Origin of the sequence: Caloramator sp. CAR-1 (genome assembly GCF_030546345.1) — a bacterium.
Taxonomy (GTDB): Bacteria; Bacillota; Clostridia; order Clostridiales; family Caloramatoraceae; genus Caloramator; species Caloramator australicus.
In genome coordinates, this window is sequence record NZ_JAUONW010000019.1 from 1 (window position 1) to 23,858 (window position 23,858).

Below are 23,858 nucleotides of genomic sequence, written 5' to 3' on the forward strand. Positions count from 1 at the left end.
ATATAGAAAGTCAAGCAAACTTTGTAATGGTCGATTTAAAGGCTGATGATAAGGTGGTATTCAATGAACTCTTAAAAAGAGGCGTGATAGTAAGGCCAGGACATTTATTCGAGATGCCAGGGTGGATAAGAGTTTCAACTGGAAGGATGGAGCAAAATGAAAGATTTATATCAGCATTAAAAGAAGTTTTAAAAGGGATGCACTAAGCATCCTTTTTTCATGGTTTTGACATATATTGCTATGTTATGTATAATTAGCATATGATGTGAACTACCCCACTTATAGAAGTGGTGGCTTCGTGGTCAATACTCAAAGCGGAGTAAGTTATCCCACGCTCAAAGGGCTGTTCCTTCCCCATATATACCAATCACATGGCTAATTTTAGCAAATTCTTACTTGCATTTATATCTCTATCATGAACTGCACCACACTTTGGACATTTCCATTCTCTCAATGCTAAATTCTTTACATCAGGATTTTTATATCCACATTCACTACATGTTTGACTTGATGCATAATTTTGTGGTGCTATTATTATTTCTCTGCCATACCATCTTGCTTTATATTCTAACATCCTTCTAAATTCTGCCCATGATACTTCTGTTATTGCTTTGGCTAATTTATGATTTTGTTGCATATTCTTTACCTGTAAATCTTCTAAAACTATCACTTGGTTTTCGTGTATAATTTTAGAAGATAATTTGTGAAGAAAATCTTTTCTTTGATTTGATATTTTTTCGTGTAGTTTTGCAAGTTTTTGTCTTGTCCTTTCATAGTTTTTACTTTGCTTTTGCTTTCTTGATAATGATTTTTGTATAATTTTAATTCTTTTTTCTGTTTTTCTTAACCATTTTGGATTTTCTACCTTTGTTCCATCAGATAAAATAGCAAATTCTTTAATTCCTAAATCTATACCTACTTTTTTATCTATTTTAGGTAATTCTTTAATTTCTTCTTCTACAAGTATAGAAGCATAATATTTGCCTGTTGGCGTTTTTGATATAGTTACGGATTTAATTTTTCCTTCAAATTGTCTGTGTTGTTTTATTTTTATTTTTGTCTTTAACTTTGGAACTTTTAGATAACTACCTTCAAGTGTTACTGTCCCATTTTGATTATTTGTAGTATAAGACTGGTAACCTTTCTTTTTCTTGAACTTTGGAAAGGCTGTTTTTTTATCTCTAAAGAATTTTTTATATGCTTTTTCTAAATTAAGTTGTGCGTTGGAAAGTGCAAGACTATCTACTTCTTTTAGAAAAGAATATTCTTTTTTATATTGTGCAGGTGTATTGTTTAGCATTTCTCCTGTTTTTTTATAGTATTCTATTTTGTCATGTAGCATTTTGTTGTATATAAATCTTACACAACCAAATACTTTAGCAAAATATTCTTCTTGTTCTTTTGTTGGATATATCCTGTATTTATAAGCCTTTAGCAAAATTACACCTCCTTCCTGTAATACTGATTATATCATAAAAAAGAATTTATCAATCAACATTCATCACCCACTTATAGAAGTGGGCGACTTCTGTTACTCTTTAGTTAAATAAAAAACTTAGGGTAAAGCCCCTAAGTTTTCACCTTGCAAACTGGCTGTTATATAATTCAGCATAGAATCCACCCTTTGCTAGGAGTTCTTGGTGAGTTCCCTGCTCTATTATGGTTCCATGATTCATAACAAGTATAAGATCTGCATCCCTTATTGTTGATAATCTATGGGCTATTACAAAGCTTGTTCTACCCTTCATAAGATTTGCCATTGCCCTTTGAATTAAGACCTCCGTTCTTGTATCTACGTTGCTAGTAGCCTCATCAAGTATTAAAATTTCAGGATCAGCTAAAAACGCCCTTGCAATAGTTAAAAGTTGTTTTTGTCCTTGAGAGATATTTGACGCTTCTTCATTAATAACTGTATTGTAACCATCAGGCAACGTCCTTATAAAGTGGTCCGCATGGGCTGCCTTTGCTGCTCTAATTATTTCTTCATCCGTAGCTCCTTCCTTACCGTAGGCTATATTATCCTTTATTGTCCCACTAAACAGCCATGTATCCTGTAAAACCATGCCAAACATTTTCCTTAAATCTTCACGTTTCATGTCTCTTATATCTACTCCATCAACAGTTATCCTTCCGCCCTTTACATCATAAAATCTCATTAGAAGGTTTACAAGAGTAGTTTTCCCTGCACCAGTTGGTCCTACTATCGCAATCATTTGTCCTGGTTTTACATGAATATTAATATCTTCCATTAAAGGCTGGTCATCCTTGTAGCTGAACTTTACATGTTCAAATTTAACCTCTCCCTTTGGATTTTCAATAACCATTGGATTTTCCTTGTCTGGCACTTCTTCAGGCTCATCTAATACTTCAAAAACGCGTTCTGCAGATGCTACAGTTGATTGAATAATATTAGCTATGTTTGCAGTTTGAACTATCGGTTGAGTAAACTGTCTCATATATTGGATAAAAGCCTGAATATCTCCAATTTGAATCTTTCTTTTTGCAACAAAAACTCCACCTACAACACAGATTAAAACATAACCAACATTATTTACAAAGTTAAGGGCAGGCATTATAAAACCTGACATAAACTGCGCCTTCCAACCAACCTCATAAAGCCTTTCGTTTATTTCCTTAAATGTTTCTATGGAATCTTCTTCTCGTCCAAAGGCCTTAACAATCTTATGCCCTGTAAACATCTCCTCAACATGCCCATTAAGTTCACCTATTATCTTTTGCTGCTGTGCAAAATACTTTTGTGATTTCTTTGCGATTACAGCAGTCAATATCCCAGATGCTGGCAAAGTAAAGAGGGCAATTAAAGTCATTATAGGACTTATAGAAATCATCATTACTAATATTCCAATTATAGTTACAACTGAAGTTATAAGCTGGGTTAAACTCTGTTGAAGAGTTGTCGCTATATTATCCATATCATTTGTAACGCGGCTTAAAATCTCACCATGGGTTCGTGAGTCAAAATATTTTAAAGGCAACCGATCAAGTTTATCCTTAACCTCAGAGCGCATCTTAAAAACCATTTCCTGCGATACGCTTGACATTATATAGGCCATTAAAAAGTTAAAACTTGCACTTATTATATAAAGTCCTATCAAAAGAAGCAGAATTCTTCCAATATAATCATAATCTATACTTGGAATTGGTGAATTTTTGAGCTTTGCTATAACCTGTGGCGGCATCTTTTTTTGGATAGCCATCTGTATTTGAATTATTCGCATATATTTTGCAAGTATTCCCTCACCAAGCTTTGTCGTTGCCTTCCCCATTATCTTAGGTCCAACTATGTTAAAAACTGTGCTTAGGATAGCAAGGATAAATACAGCAATAAACTTAAACTTTTGGGGCTTCATATATTCAACAAGCCTTTTTACTGTTCCTTTGAAGTCCTTTGCCTTTTCAACCGGTCTTCCCATGGCCGGTCCCATAGGTCCCCTGGGGCCAGCAGGTCTATTGATACCTCTTCTCTCGCTCATGCTATCTCCTCCTCACTTAGCTGGGAAGACACAATTTCACGATATACTTCACAGGTTTTTAAAAGTTCCCTATGTTTTCCTATCCCAACTATCCTTCCTTCATCTAAAACTATAATCTTATCTGCGTCCATAATCGTTGCGACTCTTTGTGCTACAATAAGAACAGTTGAATTTGTAGTTTCCTTTTTAAGGGCTAATCTTAATTTAGCATCTGTTTTAAAGTCTAAAGCAGAAAAACTATCATCAAAAATATATATCTTAGGCTTTTTAACTATGGCCCTTGCTATTGAAAGACGCTGCTTTTGACCTCCTGATAAATTCGTTCCACCTTGTGAAACTAAAGAATTAAAGCCATCCTTCATGTCATTGATAAATTCTATAGCTTGGGCAATTTCTGCTGCATGTCTTATTTCTTCATCTGTAGCATCTTCCTTACCGTATCTTATATTATCAGCGATAGTTCCAGAAAATAAAACTGCATTTTGTGGGACGTAGCCTATAAATGATCTTAATTCTTTTTGCTCTAATTCCCTTATATCCACTCCGTCAATTAAAATGTTACCTCTATCTACATCATAAAAACGCATAATAAGATTCAATATTGTAGATTTACCTGATCCTGTTCCCCCTATTATTGCAGTAACCTCCCCTGGCTTTGCTTCAAAGGAGATATCTTCGATAGCCGGGGTTTCAGCTCCTGGATAACTGAAGGTAACATTTTTAAATTCTATATGCCCTTTAAATCCATCGACTTTTTTAGGATCCTTAGGATCAATTATTTCAGGTTCGATCTCAAAAATTTCATTAATTCTTTCTGCAGAAGCTTGAGCCCTTGGAATCATAACAAACATAATGGATACCATTATTATTGAAAATAAAATCTGCATTGCATATTGTAAAAAGGCCATCATATCGCCTATTTGAAGTCTATTTTCGCCTATCCTTTTGCTAGCAAACCAAATTATGGATATGCTTGTAAAGTTCATAAGAAGGATCATAATAGGCTGCATTACAGCCATTATTTTATTTACCTTTATTGCAGTATCAGTAAGGTCCCTATTTGCGTCATAAAATCTTTTTCTTTCTGTATCAATCCTATTAAATGCTCTTATTACTCTAATACCAATTAAATTTTCCCTTAGTATCTGATTTACTTTATCGAGTTTCTTTTGAAGGGATTTAAAAAGAGGAATAACTTTAGCTGCAATCAAGACGATTGTTGCAACAAATAGCGGCAAAATGCCTCCTAATACTAATGTCAAATACCTATCCTTTGAATAAGCCATTATTATTCCACCTATACACATTATAGGTGCATAAATAATAAATCTCATCATCATTACAAGAACCATTTGAACTTGATTTATATCATTGGTTGTCCTTGTTATCATGGAGGCTGTTCCTATTTTGTCAAATTCGTGAAGTGAAAACCTTTCTGCTCTGGTAAAAATATTGTTACGGAGAATCTTTCCAAATCCAACTGCAGCCCTTGCAGAAAGAAAGGCCCCAACTATTGAACTTAATGAACTTAATCCTGCAACTAAAAGCATGTAGCCTCCACGCCTCCATATATAGGCGGTATCACCCTTCATCATTCCATTATTAACAATGTCAGACATTAACGTTGGAAGATAAAGTTCAGCTATTGCCTGAACAAACATAAAGCCAATAACAGCAATAACAAGCCACCTAAATTTTTTAAGAAACCTAAAAAGTTTAATCATGTGCATCAACTCCAATTGAGTAAATTATTTTACGTTAACAACTGCATTGTCGAACAGGTTATTTACATTTGATATTGCCACCTTTTCATTTTCATTTAATCCTTCTATGATTTCAACTTCCTTGTCATTTAATAATCCAGTTTCAACATATCTCTTCTTGGCTGTGTTGTTTTCAATAACATATACATAGGATTTTCCATCATTTTTAACAACAGCTGAAGCAGGGATTACTACCGCATCCTTTGATGTAATCTTTATTCTTCCATAGGCAGATAGGCCAGGTTTTAAGTTATCTATATTCTTTATGCTAATTTCAATTGGGAAATACATTCCTGTTCCAATAGCCATTGGCCCTATGCTTGTTATTACTCCTTTATATACCTTGTTAGGATATATATCAACAACCACATCTATTGTCTGATTAATTTTTATATATGGCAAATACCTCTGTGAAATTGTTCCTTTTAACTTTAAAGTAGAAACATCAGCAATTGTAAAAAGCGGTGCAGTCGGAGCTGCTAGCTCACCAGGATTAATATTCCTATTTGTAACTACCCCATTTATTGGACTTGTAATCTTAGCATTTGATATTTGAAACTTTATATTTTTAATATTTGCCTGTGCAGCACTCACAGCTGCCTTTGCTTGATTTAATGTTCCATTCAAAGCTGTTTCATATTGCTTTTTTGCAATTTCATATTTTGTTTCAATTTCATTTAGCTGAGCCTTAGAAGCTATTCCTTTGTCATAAAGGTTCTTCGTTTCTTCGTAGACCCTTTGCATACTATCAAGATTAATCTTAGCCTGAGCAACTTGCCCTTTGGCTAGTTCTTCAGATGCCTTTGCTGAGTTTAGTGATGCTTGAAGTTGTTCAAGCTGAAGGTTTAAAGCATTTGTTTCTATAACTGCAAGTAAATCCTTTTCTTTTACTTCACTTCCAACTTCAACATTTACCTTTTCTACTTGACCAGATAATTTACTGTAAACATTTACAGTTTTTTGTGGAACTAAAGTTCCACTTATATTAAGTTCAGCATCTATGTTCTGTTTTTGGGCAGTTGCAACTTGAACATCAATAGCATTTGAAGTATTTGAACTTTTGACAGCACATCCTGTTATCGATATGAATAATATAAATGCACCTATTAAAACACCTAAAATTCTCTTTTTCATACTAAGCACTCCCTTCCTACTTAATGTAAATTTTTATTGTCGCATTCATTCCAGGCATTAAGCTTAAATTTTCATCATTTTGTATGCTTATTTTAACAGGGATATATTGGGTTTGTTTTGAAAAATTTCCGCTTGTATTTAATGTAGGAAAGGCTGAGAAGGCTGATTCTGTTGCTTGACCTATGCTTTTTACATAGCCTACAAACTTCTTACCTGGATATGCATCTATCGTTATATCAACTCTTTGTCCTTCCTTAATCTTCATTATATTTGTTTCTTCTATGTTTGCCTTTATATAAATATTTGTCGTATCCATAATCTGTGCTATCTCCATACCCGGTGATATAACTTGGCCCTCAACTACGTTTGATAATACGACTTTACCATCTATTGGTGATTTAATGTAAGATTTTGATGCTATAACATCAGCAGAAGTATTTAAGGATTGTGCATTAATCATGCTGCTTTGAACAATAGCACTTATATCCTGATGTCCAAGAATTTCTCCTTTTTTAACATAATCTCCTTCCTTTACATTCCATGTTTCAACCTTTCCTGTGAGTTCTGGTGTAATAGCTATCATATTTGCAGAAACTTGAGCATTTTCAGTTATTATATAGTGGCTGGAATTGTAAAAATAAATATAAAGTCCACCTCCCACACCAAGGACAATCAATAAGAGTAAAACTGTTAAAAATACCTTCATCTTTTTCATTAAAATTCCCCCTTTATTGTTCTAATTTTTTAAATATGTTTTTCATCTCTTCGAATATCTCATTTAATCTATCAACGTCTTTATCATCAAGGTTTTCTAATTTTTGAAAAATAGCTTTTTTAGTTTTTTCTCTACAATCATTTATAAAAAGCTTACCCTTATCGGTAATTTTAAGTAAAATTATTCTTCTATCCTTTGGATCATATGCCCTTTCAATAAGTCCATCTTCAATCAATTTATCAGCAATAGAAGTTAAATTAGACTTTGGAATCATCATTTTTTCACTATAAAAGCTCATCGGCTTTTCATCATGATTTTCTATTAAATATAATAGCCATAGTTGTTGCTTTGTTACTCCTGGCAAGGTAATGCCCTTCATAAGCTTTTTATAAAACATCGGCAAAAATGTTTGCAAATACTCAGCAAGCCTTTCCCTACTCACCATGCCACCTCCTTTGTAGGATTAATTCATCTTTAAATAGTTATATTTTATAACTATTATAAAGTGTAACATAACAAGTAAAAAAAGCAAGAAAAAAATATTCGGAAAAACGAATCAAAAAAGGCCTAAAGTTTAGGCCTTTTTTGAAAATCCATCAGGATGGTTTTTATGCCAATTATATGCCGTTTTTATTATTTCCTTTATATCAGTATATTTTGGTTTCCAGCCAAGTTCTTTTTTAATCTTTTCTGAGCTTGCAATAAGAACAGCAGGATCCCCAGGACGGCGACCTACTATTTCTCTTTTAATCGGATGCCCTACCACTTCTTCTGCTGCATCGATTATCTCTTTAACCGAAAAACCTACGCCATTTCCTAGGTTAAAAACATCTGATTCATGACCTTCATATAATGCCTTTAGGGCTAAGTAATGGGCATAGGCAAGATCATTAACATGGATATAGTCTCTGATGCAAGTTCCATCCTTTGTCGGATAATCATCGCCAAATACCTTTATGCTATCCCTCTTTCCTAATGCAGCCTGCAATACCAATGGGATTAGATGGCTCTCTGGATTATGGTCTTCTCCAATATCTCCTTCTTCATCTGCGCCACATGCGTTAAAATATCTTAAGGCGATATATTTAAGGCCATAACTTCTTGAATAATCCTCCATTGCCCCTTCCATAATAAGTTTTGTCCTTCCATAAACGTTGGTTGGATTTTTAGGAAGGTCCTCAGTTATCGGAACCCTTTCAGGCTCACCATAAACTGCTGCAGTTGAAGAAAATACAAGCCTTTTAACATTACAATCCAGCATAACTTCAAGAAGATTTAATGTCCCTTCAACATTGTTTTTGTAATACATCATGGGCTTTTCCATTGATTCACCTACAAGGCTATAAGCTGCAAAATGAATGACAGAGTCTATATTGTATCTTTTTATAGTATCCCTTAAAAGTTCGCTATCAAAGATGTCTCCCTTTACAAAAATATCACATTTTACAGCTTCTTCATGCCCTTTTACAAGATTATCATAGGCAACAACATTAATCCCCATCCTATGGAGCATCTTTACGGTGTGGGAACCTATATATCCTGCTCCACCAGTAACTAAAATGTTCATTTAAACTCCCCCTATCATAGAAAACCTTTTCTATTTGTATTATACTAAAAAAAATAAACAAATAAAAGATAAAATCTCACTACAATAATTATAATAATAACAAATTAAATATTTAAAGACCTTTCTTAAAAAGCAAATCATCTAAATAGCACCATTGCAGAAATGGGTGCAGCCTTTACCTTGTCTCCATATATTTTATATAAAGCATCAACTCCTGCAAGCCTTCCATCAACAGCAACATTCCATACACCATTTGGAATTTTTATATCTACCGCACTTTTATTGGAATTATATATTACAATTATTTCCTTCCATGCATCCCTAGGATAGTCTATTTTAAAGGCAACTGTCCTTGATGGGCAGTCTAAAAATTTTAAATATTTTTTTATGTCTTCACAGGAATTTAATCTAAAGGCAGGATGTTCCTTTCTAAGTCTTATAAGCCCCTTTACGTATTCAAATACATCCCTAAACTCATATTTTCTATCCCAATCAACAGAATTTATTATATCGGGAAGGTTATAGCTGTTTTCATGCCCCTGTTTTGTTCTACAAAAATCACATCCTAAGTGGATAAAGGGAACACCTTGGCTTGTTAAAACTATCGCCTGAGATAATTTTTGAATTCTAACCCTCTCTTCAACAGAATCCTCTTTATTTGTTATGCTAATTTTATCCCAAAGGGTATGATTGTCATGACAGGAGGCATAATTTATGGATTGATCAGGAGAAATAAAAGGTCCCTTTAAACTCTCGTCATAGTTTATTGCTGCTACAACGCCCCTTTTTATATCGTGTTCTTTACTTTCTCCTCCTGCAAATCCCTTTTTCTCCGCTTCAAAGGTATGTCCCCTTATGGCATCCCTTATTATATCATTAAAGTATCCAATATTTGGAGTTTTATATGCATTCATCTGAATAGCCTTTTTATCATGTTCTAAATAAGTATTAAGGTCCCAACCTTCGCCATAGATGATTACGTTTGGATTTATTTGCTTTAGTTCATCATATATATCATTAATTGTATCTACATCTAATAGCCCTAAAAGGTCGAATCTAAATCCATCAATATGATACTCCTTAGCCCAAAATATAACCGAATCCTTAATAAACCTTCTTACCATTTTATTTTCTGATGCAACATCGTTTCCACAGCCACTGCCATTTGAAATATTTCCAAATTTATCGCATCTAAAGTAGTAGCCTGGAAATATCTTTTCAAAGTTGCTTTTTTTATAATCATAAACATGATTATATACAACATCCATAATAACCCCAATGTTGTTTTGGTGAAGTTTTTGAATCATTGTCTTTAATTCTCTAATCCTTTCTTTAGGTTCATAGGGATTTAAAGAAAAACTTCCCTCTGGGGCGTTATAATTCTGAGGATCGTATCCCCAATTATATCTTTTAAGCGGATCCCTTTCGTCAACGCTCTCAAAGTGAAAATCATAAAAGGGAAGTATTTGAACATGACTTACACCAAGCTCCTTTATATGCTCAAGGCCGGTTGTAACTCCCTTTTTAGAAAAAGTTCCTTCTTCAACAAGCCCTAGAAACTTACCCCTTTTTTTGATGTTACTGTTTTCATTTGAGGATATATCTCTTATGCTAATCTCATATATTACTGCATCTACATAGTTTTCAAGTTTAACATATTTGTCCTCTTGCCAATTATAAGGATTTGTTTCCTCTAAATCTATTATAGCAGCCCTTAGGCCGTTTATTCCCACCGCCTTTGCATAAGGGTCCACAACTTCTTCAATTTTGTCATAAATCTGAACTTTATATGTATAAAAATATCCTTTATATTTTAAATCTACTTCCCCTGAGAAAACCCCATTTTTCTCCTTCATGTTAAATATGATGGGTTCTTCTTGAAGGCTCTGATCCCCATTCTTATATAAAACAAGGTCTATACTTGTCGCTACAGGGGACCAAACTCTAAATTCAATCTTATCATCTAAAATCCTGCAGCCTAAAAATCCATCATAATAATATTTTTCATTGAATTCTTCTGTTTTAAAAAGATTGCTATAAGGGACTTCAAAGCATTTGTCTTTTATACTAATATAAGTTTTTCTTTTAATGTCAACGGGTTCGGACAAAATAATCTCACAATGATCTTTTTTCTTGTTTATAATACTAATTTCTATGGGTTCACTTTCTTGATAAACTTTAATATTTTCCCATTCTATCTTTTCAGCATCTTCACAGTATATTTCAATTTTATAAAACGTCACAAAAGCTGCCTTCATATTAATCCCCCCATTACTTAAAATATTTCCCCTGCCATGTATCCCTTTCTTCAAATCTTTTATCTATCGCATTTAAAACCTCCCACTTTTTAAGGCTCCAAAGAGGCTCTATAATAAGGCTTCTTGGGCTATCTCCGGTTAACCTATGAACAACAATATCCTCCGGGAGCCTTTCAATGCAGTCTACTATTAAATCGACGTATTCATCCATGGATAAAAACTTTAACTCCCCTCGTTTATAAAGTTCAACAAGCCTTGTTCCCTTCATAAGATGGAGAAGATGTAGTTTTATCCCTTGAGTATTAGTGTGGGCAACAAAGTCAACGGTTTCAAGGATTCTTTTTTTATCCTCACCAGGAAGTCCTAAAATAACATGGGTTACTACATCTATATTCCTTTTTTTAAGTTCCTCTATTGCTTTTATATATGTTTCTAAGGGATAACCTCTATTTATAAGTTTTGCTGTGTCCTCATGAATGGTCTGAAGACCAAGTTCCACCCAAAGATAAGTTTTTTTGTTTATCTCATCTAAAAGATCTAATACATCCTCAGGAAGGCAATCTGGCCTTGTTGCAATTGCAAGGCCAACAACACCATCTATATTTAAAACCGTCTCATACTTTTCCCTCAGCACTTCAACAGGAGCATAAGTATTTGTATAGGCCTGAAAATAGGCTATATATTTTCCTTCCTTCCACTTTTTATGCATCATTTCCTTAACTTCAAAAAATTGTTCTACTAAATTTTCCTTTGTTCCTGCAAAATCTCCAGAGCCCCTTGCACTGCAGAAAATACATCCTCCATGCCCTGCTGTTCCATCTCTATTAGGGCATGTAAATCCTGCATCTAAGGATATTTTAAAGACCTTCTCACCAAACTTTTGCCTTAAAAAATAGTTCAATGAGTAGTATCTTTTACCTCCCCAAAGTTTCAATCCATCACCTTCTTTACACATAAGTCATTCATGTTTAATTTTATTTCTAAATTATAAATTTTGCAATAAAATTAAGCTACCCCAAAATAGAGGTAGCTTAATTTATATAAAAAAAGGGGGGGATCAAAACTCAACAGATTGATAAGTTTCAACTATAAAGTCAAATTCCTCTTCATCCTTTATCTCTCCAAATCTATCTTCGTCAATATCTGGATAATAATACAAAACATATTTTTCTTTTGATAATAATCCCTCAATGATTATATAGTGCCTGTTTAATATTGCATCCATTAATGTTGCCAAAACCTTAAACTTTTCCCTTTTACCTGTTTTCTCATTTGTAAGGTCAAGATAAAAATCATCATGGAATCTTACGTTAATCCTGTCATGGTCACATGAGACAACATTAGAACCTTCCCTGCAGCCTAAGCATCCATCAAATTTACACCCAACAGAACAATTCAGGCATTTACAACTTGAACATTTTTGAAGCTGCTTAAATTCCTTGTTAAATTCAAACTTATATTTTTCTAATTCATCTATTACCTTTCCATTTGAAAAGATTGAAAATATCCCAGCTTTATTTAATTTTGTTTCAGCTTCTTCTAATTTTTCTATATATCTTTTTAAAACAGGGAGCTTAGTATAATACCTCCTTGTCTTAAGCTCCCTTGTATCTATAAAGGGGGAAACATTATCAATAGCAAAGGATAAATCAGAATACATTTTGCCGTATTTTTCTTTTTCTTTGTCTAAAAACTCTCTATCCCTCATATAATCACCCTAAATTTTCTTTGTATTTTCTAAGTTCTTCATCTAAATCTATCTTTTCAAGTTCTTCAAACTCTTTATCTAAACTATCGTTTCTTAAATCTTCCAAACCTTCTGCTATCGCTTCTTTTCTTTGGATCTTTCTTTCTATTTCGTCAAGGCTTATGCTGTTTGTTTTGGATTTTATATCAAGAAGTATCTCATTAACCTTTTCTGCTGCCTTTGCATTGTTGTATCTCGCTGCTGCTTCATCCCTATATCTTCTTGTTTTTTCTAACTCTTCTTCAAGTTCCTTTAGTTTACTTTTTATGATCTCAGCCTTTTTAAAAGCTTCTTCGTAGCTTTTTTGTAAATCCTTAAAAACTTTTTCTTCATAAAGTTTTCTCTCAAGGGCCTTTTTAGCAAGTTCTTCATTCCCCTTTGAAAGGGCAAGTTTTACCTTTTCATCAAATTCTTTGATGTTTAGTTTTGAATTGTCGATCTTTTTCTCGATTTCATGAACATTTCCTAAAATTTCTGCAGCAGAAATTCTTGCCTCATTTAGTGCTTCTTCCATATCCCTTATCTTTTGATCTAAAATTTCAATAGGATTTTCAATTTCGTCCATAGCCTTGTTCACCTTTGCTTTAAAAATGTTTGACATTCTTTGTAGGATACCCACATTAACCACTCCTTATCTTCTAAATATTTTAAATATGATATATAAGACTAATAGAAAGACTATAATTTTAAAGATAAAGTTAATTAACGACACTAAAACAAAACCAGTATATACAGACCTAAATGGGCTTCCCCAAAATCCTCCCCAAGGGACAGGAATTGGGATGTAATTTTTTGGTGTATAGCTTTTTCTTTGATAGCTCTTTGGAAGGGGCAAAGTATATTTTGGTGTAGATTTAAATGTTCCTGATTTAAAACCTCCACTGTTAAAGGGACTGGATTTAAAGCTCCCTGATTTAAAACCACCCCCACCTGCCTTAGGCGCAGCATTAACCAATTCTAAAAAAGGTGTTAGGAAGGATGTCAAAAGCAATGTAACCGCAAGCCAAAAACCCAATAGCTTTTTCCTCATCTTCAAATCCTCCTTAATCAATCATCACAACTTTATTATATGGTATTTTATACTATATATCAAAGGTATTTTCACTTTATTTTATTTATTTTGTCACCATTTATAGTTTGTTTATTTCCAAATCTCAAAATTTCTCTAATTTGCTTTCGATTTCTTTGATTTTTAAAAAACTTGTCTTTTAATATTATTATATTATATCGATTATCTAATCTTGTTTTATGGTATATTATACTGTATAATATAATTAGATCTTTATAGGAGGGAAAAATTATGAGTATAAACCTTTCTGATAAATTAGTTAAGCTCGCTGAAGATATTTCAAAAAAGTCCATAATTGGCCTTGATGATCTCCCACCCTATGACCTTTTTTTATCCCAGGTTACGGATTTTTTAAACAATAAATTAAATGAAGAATACACCAGCAATATTATCCAAAACTATATAAAGGCTGAAGTTATTTCAAAACCTGAAGATGGTAAAAAAAGAGGCTACACAAAGGACCATCTAATCCAATTAATCCTTTTAAATTATATGCGTCCAATACTTACTACAGAAGAAATCAAAGAAGTGTTCAATCTTGCCTTCAATAAGATAAACGAAAAAACCGACGACCTTATAACCTGGGAATTTGCATATGAAATATTTGTCGATCTTCAAAAAGAAACATTAAAAAACTTCATTTCAACAAGTCAAGAAACAGAAAAGAAATTGAAAAAGATAATTGATAATAAGCATCTTAATGAAAGCGATAGTCAAAAACTTTTGATGTTCTTAACAGTTATATCCCTCATCGCCCAAGCTACTGCATATAAAAAGCTTGCCCATAGCCTATTGGAAGAATTTGAAGAAAAATAAATTCAGGGCATAGTTTTATGAATAACTATGCCCTATATAAATAATGTCAAGCAGAAAACACTTAAATTATATTTTTATATCAATTATTATATATCCTTATTATATATTCTAAAAAGATAGCGAAAAAATATCTGAAATTACAAGTGCAATAGCTCCAATAGCACATGCATCAGTTCCAAATCTTGATACCTCAATTTTTACTTTTGAATGTTTTGTAGTAAAGCAATTATCATTAACTATCCTTTTTACTTCATCAATTATCAAATCATAGGCTAGCGAAATCGTATTACCAATAATAATTAGTTCAGGATCAAAAGTATTGATTAAATTTACAATTCCTAAACCTAGAAATTTTGCAACGCTTTTAAAAGAATTAATAGCTTCGATAGATCCATTTCTTGCTTGTTCAATTATATCAATTAATTTCTTATTTTTACTATAATTAATATCGTTTTGTGGAGACATTAATCTTATTAAAGCCTTTTCTGATGCATATAATTCCCAGCATCCAATATTCCCACATGAACATTTCATGCCATTTACATCAATAGTCATATGTCCCAGTTCTCCTGCGAGTCCATTTGCCCCTCTAAATAATTTATCATTAATAATTATTCCTGCTCCAACACCAATTCCCGCACTTACATAAATTAAATTTTTAAATTTTTGTCCAGTTCCAAACCATTTCTCACCTATAGCAGCTACATTTGCTTCATTATCTATGAAAATTTTTGTATCATATTTTTCTCCAATAATTTCTTTTATATTAACATTTTCCCAGTTTAAATTAGGTGCTTTTAAAATAATTCCTTCTTTATGATTAGTTATACCTGGAACTCCCATTCCAATTCCTAAAATTCCTTTTATTGTTTTTGGTGCGTTAATCAATGCTTCATCAACTAAAGTAAATATCTTATCAATGATTTCTTCTTGACTTTCACCTATATTAAGCATTAGTTTTTTACTCCATAAAGTCTTTGCATTAAAGTTTGCTAATAAAACAGATACATAATTGACTCCTAAATCAATTCCAATTATACAAGCATAATTTTCATTAATTCTAAGAATAATGGGTTTTCTCCCGCCTTTTGATTCTCCTAACCCCTCTTCTATAACAATTCCTTCATATATTAATTCATCAACAATAGCAGAAACAGTAGCCCTGTTCAAACCGGTAATTTTAGATATCTGAGCTCTTGAAATGTTACGTTTTTCTCTAATTATATTCATAACTAATGATTTATTAATTTGTTTAATTAATACTTGATCTCCAGTTATCATTTTAACTCTCCTTAAATTAATTTTTATTCTTCGATTCCATATCAATCCAAACAGCAATTAATAGAATTAATCCTTTAACCACGTATTGCCAAAACGGTTGTGTATTTAACATACTCATCCCATTATCTATACTAGCCATAACCAATGCCCCAATAAGAGCTCCACTAACTGTTCCAACTCCCCCCATCAAGCTTGCTCCACCTATTACACAAGATGCTATAGCATCCAATTCTGCGTTTTGCCCAGCAGCAACGGATGCAGCATTTAATCTTGATGTTAATAATATTCCTCCTATTGCTGCTAAAAGTCCATTTATTGCAAATAATATCATTGTTAATTTATCTACATTAATTCCTGATAATCTTGCTGCTTCACTATTCCCTCCTAAAGCATACACCCTTCTACCAAATACTGTTTTTTTAGCAATAAAATTAAAAATAATAGCTATTATGAACATTATAAATACAGGAACTGGAATACCTTGATATTTATTCAAAACTAAAACCAAAATAGCAATAAATACTATTAAGAAGAGCATATTCATAATTTCTGTAGTCATTTTTGGTACAGGAATATTATTTTGTATTTTTTCTTTCCTTTCTTTTAATGTTTGCAATATCAATAACAAAGCAAATAATATTCCAATTATTATTCCAACACTTTTCGTTAAATAGGCTTGCCCAATAAACTTAAACTCAGAAGTTAAAGGTGCTATTGTAGAACCTTTAGTAATACCAATTAATGCACCTCTAAATATCAGCATACCTGCTAAAGTCACTATGAAGGCAGGAACTTTTTTATATGCAACCCAAAAACCATTCCATATACCAAGTAGTATTCCAATTACTAATGTTATTAATATAGTTAATATTCCATTAATATTATGCCAAACATTTAATATAGCCGCAATTCCTCCTAATAAGCCTAGCATTGAACCAACAGATAAATCAATTTGCCCGGCAATAATAACAAAAACCATACCTGTAGCTAATATTCCAGTAACTGCCATCTGCCTTAAAAGATTAGAAATATTTCTAGCAGTTAAAAAATCCCCTTTTGTTGTTAAAGTAAAAATAGCCCATATGCAAATTAATGCTATTATTAACATATAAGTTTTTATATTAATTTGATGCTTTTTAATTTGTATATTTTTAGTATTTTTAAGTTCGATTCTCATTATTATTTACCTCCTATTGCACATTCCATTATCATCTCTTGAGTTAAATTTTTATTATTAAATTCCCCCTTAAGTTTACCTTCATGCATTACTATAATTCTATCACTCATTCCTAAAATCTCTGGTAACTCAGAAGAAATTAAAATTATTGATACCCCTTGTTTTACAAGCTTATTTATTAATTTATAAATTTCATATTTAGCTGAAACATCTATTCCTCTTGTTGGCTCATCTAATATTAAAATATTAGGCTTTCTTAATAGAAATCTTGCTAGTATTGCTTTTTGTTGATTACCACCACTTAAATTCTTAATTTTTAATTCTAAATTCGCTGCTTTTATGTTAAATTCTTTAACATATTTATTAACATCAACTAACTCTAAGCTTTCATTTATTATTCCTAACATTTGTTTGTATTTATTAATATTTGAAATTGATATATTTTCTTTGACTGACATACTTCCAATTATTCCATCTTTTTTTCTGTCTTCAGGCACCATTGCTATTCCTAAATTAAGTGCATCAATTGGATTTCTAATATAAACTTTATTATTATTTATATAAATTTCACCTTCTTTTCTCCCTTTATAAAAGCCACATATACTTGATACCAATTCCGTTCTTCCAGAACCTACCAAGCCTGCTATTCCCAAAATTTCTCCTTTTTTTAATGTAAAGCTTATATTATCTACGATTTTTTTATTTTTATTATTATTATCATAAACTGAAAATTTTTTAACTGCAAAAAATTCATTACCTGTTTCATGTTCCTCTTTAGGATATAGATCTTTTATTTCCCTACCAACCATCATATTTATAATTTTATCCTGATTTAAATTTTTTGTTTCCTCTGTTCCTATTGTTTTGCCATCTCTAATAATTGTTACTCTATCACATAATTCTAATACTTCATTTAGTTTATGAGATATGTATATACACGTAACACCTCTTGCTTTTAAATCTCTTAATATTTTCATTAATGTTTCAACTTCATTATCAGTAAGCGAAGCAGTAGGTTCATCTAAAATTAATAAGTTTGCATTTTGTGATAAAGCTTTTGCTATCTCTATAAGTTGTTGTTGTCCTAAGCCTAAATTTTTAACTAAAGTAAACGGATTAATATCCATTTTTAATTCCTCTAATAATTCTTCTGTTTTTTTATACATTAAATTAAAATCTACAATACCATTTTTATTAGGTTCATTTCCCAAGAAAATATTTTCACATATTGATAGTTCTTTTATTAATTGAAGCTCTTGATGTATAATTGATATGCCTTTCTTTTTTGAATCATTTACATTATTTAATTTTAATTGCTTATCATTATAAATAATTTCTCCGGTATATGTTCCGTATGGATAAACTCCACTTAATATTTTCATTAAAGTAGACTTTCCAGCTCCATTTTCTCCACATAAACCATGTATTTCTCCTTTTTTTACTTCCAAACAAACATTGTCTAAAGCCTTTACACCATAAAACTCTTTAGTTATATTAATCATTTTTAATATTAAATCACCCATATTTATCCCTACCTTTAAAATATTATACATACAAGGGAAATTAAATTCCCTTGTATGTATAGACATATTTTTCTTTTTCTTATACATTTTTCTTTAATTTACTTTAGGCCATTTATCTTTTGGAATATTTTTGAACACATCTTCTAACTTATGGAACCCATCCTTAATAACTGTATCGACAATATTTTCTTTTGTTACAGCTATTGGTTCCAATAAAATAGATTTTACATCAATTTTTCCATTATTGACCGTTCCATTTGTTTGTATTTCTTCATTTTTAGCCATTGCAATTGCGACCTCAGCTGCTTTAGTTGCCAAATTTTTAATTGGTTTATATACTGTCATTGTCTGAGTGCCCTCAACTATTCTTTGACAAGCTGCTAAATCTGCATCTTGCCCAGATATAGCGACTTTTCCAGCTAAATTTTGAGCAGCTAAAGCCTGTATCGCACCACCTGCTGTGCTATCATTAGAAGCTACAACCGCATCAATATTATTCTTATTTGCAGTTAAAGCATTTTCCATTATTTTTAATGCTTCATCAGGTAACCAATCTTTTACCCATTGATCTCCTACAATTTTTATATCGCCTTTATCAATTAAAGGTTGCAAAATATTCATTTGTCCTTGCCTAAATAATTTCGCATTATTATCTGTTGGTGATCCACCCATTAAAAAATATCTTCCTTTTGGAACTTGTTTTACAAGTGCTGTAGCTTGCAATTCCCCTACCTTTACATTATCAAAAGATATATAATAATCAACATCCGAATTAGTAATTAATCTATCATATGCTAAAACCTTAATGCCTGCTTTATGAGCTTCTTCAACAACAGGTGCTATAGCTTCACCATTATGTGGAATTACAACTAGCACATCTACTCCTTGAGTTATCAAATTTTCGCATTGTGCTATTTGTGTCTGGTCATCACCATTTGCTGATTGAACTAAGACTTCCGCTCCAAGTTCTTGTGCACGAGCCACAAAGAAATCTCTATCATGTTGCCATCTTTCTAATCGCAAGTCATCCATCGAAAGTCCAATTTTAATCTTTTTAGCTTCGGTGTCATTAGTTTTTGATGTAGCTTCATTTGAGGATGTTGTAGCACATGATGTCAATGATAAAACCATAAATAAGACTGTGAGTAATAGAGCTAATAGTTTCGGACTTTTAAAGCCACTTTTTTTAAACATTTTTATCCCCCCAAAAATTTATTTTTATAGACTATAGCTCAACTATAGCCTTATAAGCATAAATCAGCCAAACCATCAAAAGTATCTTTTAAGGTTTTATATAGATTTACATACACCTCATATAGTCTCCTATATTTCTTAACATTATTTTCAGAAGGATAAATCTCATCTACAACCTTTATAAGACTTTCGCAGGCTTCATTTACATCTTTGTAATAGCCATATCCTACAGCTGCAAGGATAGCAGCCCCTAAAGCAGGCCCTTCTGTAGAATTAATTATTTCTATTTTTTTATTAAACACATCGGCAATTATATGCCTCCATAACCTGCTTTTTGCGCCACCACCATTTAACCTTACTGTATTTATATTTATTCCCATATTCTCAATAAGTCTTAAGGAATCTTTCAATCCAAAAGCTACCCCTTCTAATATAGATCTTGTCATATGATACTTATTATGAATCATGTTAAGACCTATAAATGCTCCTTTAGCATTTGGATCACTATAAGGAGTTCTTTCTCCCATTAAATAAGGCAAGAATAATAAATTGTCGCTTCCAACTTCTACTCTTTCTGCACCTTCTAGCAGCTCATCATAATTGTTATTATTAACATTTTCAACCCACCATTTTAAACATGATGCGGCTGAAAGCATAACTCCCATTACATGCCATTTTCCATTAGCATGACAAAAGGAATGCAATCTGTTTTCCTCTTCTAAATAAAAATCATTTAAAGATGCAAAAACTACACCTGAAGTTCCAAGTGATACAGTTACATCCCCATTTTTAACAACACCAGTTCCAACAGCTGCTGCTGCCTGATCACCAGCTCCTCCAACAACCATAGTTCCTTCCTTTAATCCTGTTTCTAAAGCTGCTTCTTTTGATACATATCCAGTGCATTCATAGGACTCATATACTTTTGGCAATAATTCAATTGGAATATTTAGTTTTTCTAAAATAAAATTTGACCATCTTCTATTTTTAACATCAAATAACAATGTTCCTGATGCATCGGCAACATCTATCGCTAATTCTCCGGTTAATTTAAATCGTATGTAATCCTTTGGTAAAAGAATATAGGCTATTTTATCATAAATATCTTTTCTGTTATTTCTTATCCATAGTATTTTAGGTGCCGTAAAACCTGTTAACGCTTTATTTCCAGTGTTTAAAGATAAATCTTTTTTATTAATAAATGTATTAATATAATCACATTCCTTTTGCGTTCTTTGATCGCACCAAAGAATAGCTGGATATAAAACATTAAAATTTTTATCAAGCATTACTAACCCGTGCATCTGTCCACTTAATCCTATAGATTTTATATCATTAGAATCTATGTTATATTTTTCAATAAGTTCTCGTATTCCTTCCTTAGTTGCATCCCACCATTCTTTTGGATTTTGCTCTGCCCAATTAGGGAAAGGAAAATATATATCATATTCTTTAGACATACTTGCAACAATATCACCGTTTTCATCGACAAGTATTATTTTTACCGAAGAAGTTCCAAGATCTATTCCTAAAAAATACATAAATATCCCCCTTAACAATTCGCCCCAAGTGCTTTATAAACTTCTCTTATTGCTTTTACTGCGTCTTTACAATCTTTAGCCTTCTTTAACTCTAAATTATCAATTTTATTAGCAACTTCATATATAAACTCCCAATTAATTACACTCTGCTTTACTGCTTCAATTTGATTTTCCGTATATGGGAAAAGATCGTAACCAATTCTTTCACCATTTTTCCCATATCCAATTTCTTGTAATTCTTTTGCAAGTTCTAATGTTTCCATAAAGCATAAGGCACCAACCATATTATCATCATCAAATAATCCCCATCCACTATTTGCATGATGATGTCCTAATTTATTTTCCATTGCTAAAAGCCTTGCATATTCTGCTAAATTTTCTCCGTTCATTATCAAATGTTGCCAATCCATATTAACTTTAAGATTTGATGTATCTACACCCCTTTCTTTGATTTTATTAATAACATACAACGTCATTCCTATATTTCTCATTGCAATTTTCATTGCTGGTTCACTATTTTTATGTTCTAAAAATATTGTAACTTTCATCTTATTAGCATGCTCTGTTAACTCTGCAATAGCATTAATAAAGTTATTCCACATCTCTTCGTAATTTGTTTGAAAAGGATAATTATATCCCTCTCCTCCGGGCCATATAATAAAATTAGCTCCAATAGATCCCGCCATATCGATACCAGCTTTAGCAATATCTATAGCCTCTCTTCTTATTTTAGGATTAGGATTTATAAAAGATCCTAATGCATAATTAGGATTTACATGGTGTCCTAAAGCTAAACAATATATATCTTTACCTGCCGAATCTAATATTTTTTTAATTGGTTCTATATTTTTTTCATTTATTTCATTTGGATAATGATATTCGAACCCGTCGATATAATCCATTAATCCATTTACAACCCTCTCTGTTTTTTCTTCCATTGTTTCATTAATAACTTCTACATGATATCCTCCTGGAACAAATCTCGTTGCAGTTGGTCCAAAGGCCCAAATACCTACGCTATTTTTTATTTTTCTTTTCATTTTATCACCCCTATTAACTTTGTTTGTTTGATAAACAAACTTTCTATATTATTTTATTCTCCAAAAAAATAAAATATCCTTCTTAAAATTAAAAATTTTTTGAAATTTTAATTATTAAACTAATAAAAATGTTTTATGTTAATTTAAGCTTCTATACTTAAAAAATAAAATACCTCCCTTGTTATTTAAGGGAGATATTTTATTAAAATCTTATAGCCCAAATATTATCGAATTCAATATATTTTCCAAATACTCTTGTCTTCCGCTACCAATGTTTTTAACTTCTCCAATTGAAAGGGCATATTGTTCTAAGTCTTCTAATGTAACTTTTCCGTCAAGTATGTCCTTTCCTATACCCTCTTTGTAGCTTGAGTATCTTTCTTGGATGAATTTATCTATTCTACCGTCTTCAATAATCTTATATGCTATTCTAAGCCCTAACGCAAAGGCATCCATTCCTGCAATATAACCAATAAACATATCCTCAAATGTATTTGATCCTCTTCTTGTTTTTGCATCAAAGTTTAATCCACCCTTTGAAAATCCTCCTGCCTTTAAAACCTCATACATACAAAGTGCTGTTTCATATACATTAGTTGGGAACTGATCCGTATCCCATCCAAGTAAAAGATCCCCCTGGTTAGCATCAATTGAACCAAATACACCGTTTACCCTTGCTATTCTAAGTTCATGCTGGAAGGTATGTCCTGCTAAAGTTGCATGATTTGCTTCGATATTCATCTTAAATTGTTTATCAAGTCCATATTTTCTTAAAAAGCTCAAAACAGTTGCAACATCAAAATCATATTGATGCTTTGTTGGTTCTTTGGGTTTTGGTTCTATGTAAAAATCCCCTTCAAATCCTATTTTTTTCGCATAATCTACTGCCAAATTTAAAAATCTTGCAAGGTTGTCCATTTCAAGTTCAAGATTTGTGTTTAATAGGGTTTCATAGCCTTCTCTGCCTCCCCAAAAAACATACCCTTGTCCATCAAGCTCCTTTGTTATATCAAGGGCTTTTTTAACCTGGGCACCTGCAAAGGCAAATACATCGGCATAAGGCGATGTTGCAGCTCCGTGGGCGTATCTTGGATGGCTAAATAGGTTGGCTGTTCCCCATAAAAGCTTTTTATTATACTGTTTCATAAGCTCCTTAATAAATTCAACTATCTCGTCTAATGCCCTGTTGGTTTCCCTTAAAGAATCATATTCTGGCGCTATATCTCTATCATGAAAGCAGAAATAATCAAGATTTAATTTTTCCATAAATTCAAAGGCTGCCAATGCCTTGTTTTTATATATTTCTATTTTGTCATTGCCTCCAAAACTTTTGTCTAAAGTCCCTCTACCAAACATATCAGAGCCTTCTCCACACATTGTATGCCAATAGCTCATAGAAAACCTTAAATGTTCCTTCATAGTCTTCCCGCCAATAACCTCGTCAGGATTGTAAAATTTAAATGCAAGCGGATTATCAGATTTTGGCCCTTCATATTTTATCTTATTAATTCCCTTAAAAAACTCCATATTAATCCCCCT

At 32.1% G+C, this 23,858-nt stretch carries 21 protein-coding genes; 2 read left to right on the forward strand and 19 right to left on the reverse strand.

Annotation, left to right across the window (positions count from 1 at the left end; translation table 11 throughout):
* The coding region (locus Q3V94_RS06430; protein WP_303526098.1) for an aminotransferase class I/II-fold pyridoxal phosphate-dependent enzyme at positions 1-206 on the forward strand (206 nt) is incomplete at its 5' end.
* Between the two features lie 161 nt (positions 207-367).
* Here Q3V94_RS06430 and tnpB read toward each other — a convergent pair.
* From tnpB to Q3V94_RS06490, 12 genes are all read right to left on the reverse strand, one after another.
* Positions 368-1,438, reverse strand: coding sequence for an IS200/IS605 family element RNA-guided endonuclease TnpB (tnpB, locus tag Q3V94_RS06435; RefSeq protein WP_303526100.1), 1,071 nt, complete (start codon positions 1,436-1,438; stop codon positions 368-370).
* Between the two features lie 139 nt (positions 1,439-1,577).
* The gene (locus tag Q3V94_RS06440) at positions 1,578-3,494 is read right to left on the reverse strand and encodes an ABC transporter ATP-binding protein (RefSeq protein ID WP_303526104.1); all 1,917 of its coding nucleotides are present in this window, start codon (positions 3,492-3,494) and stop codon (positions 1,578-1,580) included.
* Positions 3,491-5,218 carry an ABC transporter ATP-binding protein gene (locus tag Q3V94_RS06445; RefSeq protein ID WP_303526107.1) on the reverse strand — a complete coding sequence of 576 codons (1,728 nt, stop codon included), beginning with the start codon at positions 5,216-5,218 and terminating at the stop codon, positions 3,491-3,493. The genes Q3V94_RS06440 and Q3V94_RS06445 overlap by 4 nt, the downstream gene beginning before the upstream one ends.
* A 24-nt stretch (positions 5,219-5,242) precedes the next feature.
* Positions 5,243-6,391 carry an efflux RND transporter periplasmic adaptor subunit gene (locus tag Q3V94_RS06450; RefSeq protein WP_303526110.1) on the reverse strand — a complete coding sequence of 383 codons (1,149 nt, stop codon included), beginning with the start codon at positions 6,389-6,391 and terminating at the stop codon, positions 5,243-5,245.
* A 16-nt stretch (positions 6,392-6,407) separates the two neighbouring features.
* Positions 6,408-7,106 (reverse strand): HlyD family secretion protein, encoded by a 699-nt coding sequence (locus tag Q3V94_RS06455; protein WP_303526112.1) that lies wholly within the window; start codon positions 7,104-7,106, stop codon positions 6,408-6,410.
* A 13-nt stretch (positions 7,107-7,119) separates the two neighbouring features.
* Positions 7,120-7,548 carry a MarR family winged helix-turn-helix transcriptional regulator gene (locus Q3V94_RS06460; protein ID WP_274767199.1) on the reverse strand — a complete coding sequence of 143 codons (429 nt, stop codon included), beginning with the start codon at positions 7,546-7,548 and terminating at the stop codon, positions 7,120-7,122.
* Between the two features lie 132 nt (positions 7,549-7,680).
* On the reverse strand, positions 7,681-8,673 hold the full coding sequence (gene galE / locus Q3V94_RS06465) for a UDP-glucose 4-epimerase GalE (RefSeq protein ID WP_303526118.1): 993 nt from the start codon (positions 8,671-8,673) through the stop codon (positions 7,681-7,683).
* Between the two features lie 137 nt (positions 8,674-8,810).
* The gene (pulA, locus tag Q3V94_RS06470) at positions 8,811-10,931 is read right to left on the reverse strand and encodes a type I pullulanase (RefSeq protein WP_303526121.1); all 2,121 of its coding nucleotides are present in this window, start codon (positions 10,929-10,931) and stop codon (positions 8,811-8,813) included.
* Between the two features lie 13 nt (positions 10,932-10,944).
* The gene (locus Q3V94_RS06475; RefSeq protein ID WP_303526123.1) at positions 10,945-11,865 is read right to left on the reverse strand and encodes a TIGR01212 family radical SAM protein; all 921 of its coding nucleotides are present in this window, start codon (positions 11,863-11,865) and stop codon (positions 10,945-10,947) included.
* A 123-nt stretch (positions 11,866-11,988) separates the two neighbouring features.
* The gene (locus Q3V94_RS06480) at positions 11,989-12,639 is read right to left on the reverse strand and encodes a DUF1292 domain-containing protein (protein ID WP_303526125.1); all 651 of its coding nucleotides are present in this window, start codon (positions 12,637-12,639) and stop codon (positions 11,989-11,991) included.
* Between the two features lie 4 nt (positions 12,640-12,643).
* Positions 12,644-13,297, reverse strand: coding sequence for a PspA/IM30 family protein (locus Q3V94_RS06485; RefSeq protein ID WP_303526127.1), 654 nt, complete (start codon positions 13,295-13,297; stop codon positions 12,644-12,646).
* A gap of 12 nt (positions 13,298-13,309) precedes the next feature.
* Entirely contained in the window at positions 13,310-13,708 is a 399-nt protein-coding gene (locus Q3V94_RS06490) for a hypothetical protein (protein WP_303526129.1), read from the reverse strand.
* Positions 13,709-13,978: 270 nt separating this feature from the next.
* On the opposite strand from Q3V94_RS06490, the gene Q3V94_RS06495 reads away from it, so the two are divergent.
* Positions 13,979-14,563 carry a DUF1836 domain-containing protein gene (locus Q3V94_RS06495; RefSeq protein WP_303526132.1) on the forward strand — a complete coding sequence of 195 codons (585 nt, stop codon included), beginning with the start codon at positions 13,979-13,981 and terminating at the stop codon, positions 14,561-14,563.
* Between the two features lie 108 nt (positions 14,564-14,671).
* Here the strand turns inward: Q3V94_RS06495 and Q3V94_RS06500 are convergent, their stop codons facing one another.
* From Q3V94_RS06500 to xylA, 7 genes are all read right to left on the reverse strand, one after another.
* Positions 14,672-15,844 (reverse strand): ROK family protein, encoded by a 1,173-nt coding sequence (locus Q3V94_RS06500; RefSeq protein ID WP_303526134.1) that lies wholly within the window; start codon positions 15,842-15,844, stop codon positions 14,672-14,674.
* Between the two features lie 16 nt (positions 15,845-15,860).
* Positions 15,861-17,021, reverse strand: coding sequence for a sugar ABC transporter permease (locus Q3V94_RS06505; protein WP_303526136.1), 1,161 nt, complete (start codon positions 17,019-17,021; stop codon positions 15,861-15,863).
* A gap of 2 nt (positions 17,022-17,023) precedes the next feature.
* Positions 17,024-18,544 carry a xylose ABC transporter ATP-binding protein gene (locus Q3V94_RS06510; protein WP_303526139.1) on the reverse strand — a complete coding sequence of 507 codons (1,521 nt, stop codon included), beginning with the start codon at positions 18,542-18,544 and terminating at the stop codon, positions 17,024-17,026.
* Positions 18,545-18,637: 93 nt separating this feature from the next.
* Positions 18,638-19,738, reverse strand: a complete 1,101-nt coding sequence (xylF, locus tag Q3V94_RS06515) for a D-xylose ABC transporter substrate-binding protein (protein WP_303526140.1) — start codon at positions 19,736-19,738, stop codon at positions 18,638-18,640.
* A 50-nt stretch (positions 19,739-19,788) separates the two neighbouring features.
* The gene (gene xylB, locus Q3V94_RS06520; RefSeq protein WP_303526143.1) at positions 19,789-21,279 is read right to left on the reverse strand and encodes a xylulokinase; all 1,491 of its coding nucleotides are present in this window, start codon (positions 21,277-21,279) and stop codon (positions 19,789-19,791) included.
* An 11-nt stretch (positions 21,280-21,290) separates the two neighbouring features.
* Positions 21,291-22,319, reverse strand: a complete 1,029-nt coding sequence (locus tag Q3V94_RS06525) for a sugar phosphate isomerase/epimerase (protein ID WP_303526146.1) — start codon at positions 22,317-22,319, stop codon at positions 21,291-21,293.
* A 210-nt stretch (positions 22,320-22,529) separates the two neighbouring features.
* A complete protein-coding gene (gene xylA / locus Q3V94_RS06530) occupies positions 22,530-23,846 on the reverse strand; it encodes a xylose isomerase (protein WP_303526149.1) in 1,317 nt (438 codons plus the stop codon).
* Between the last annotated feature and the right edge of the window lie 12 nt (positions 23,847-23,858).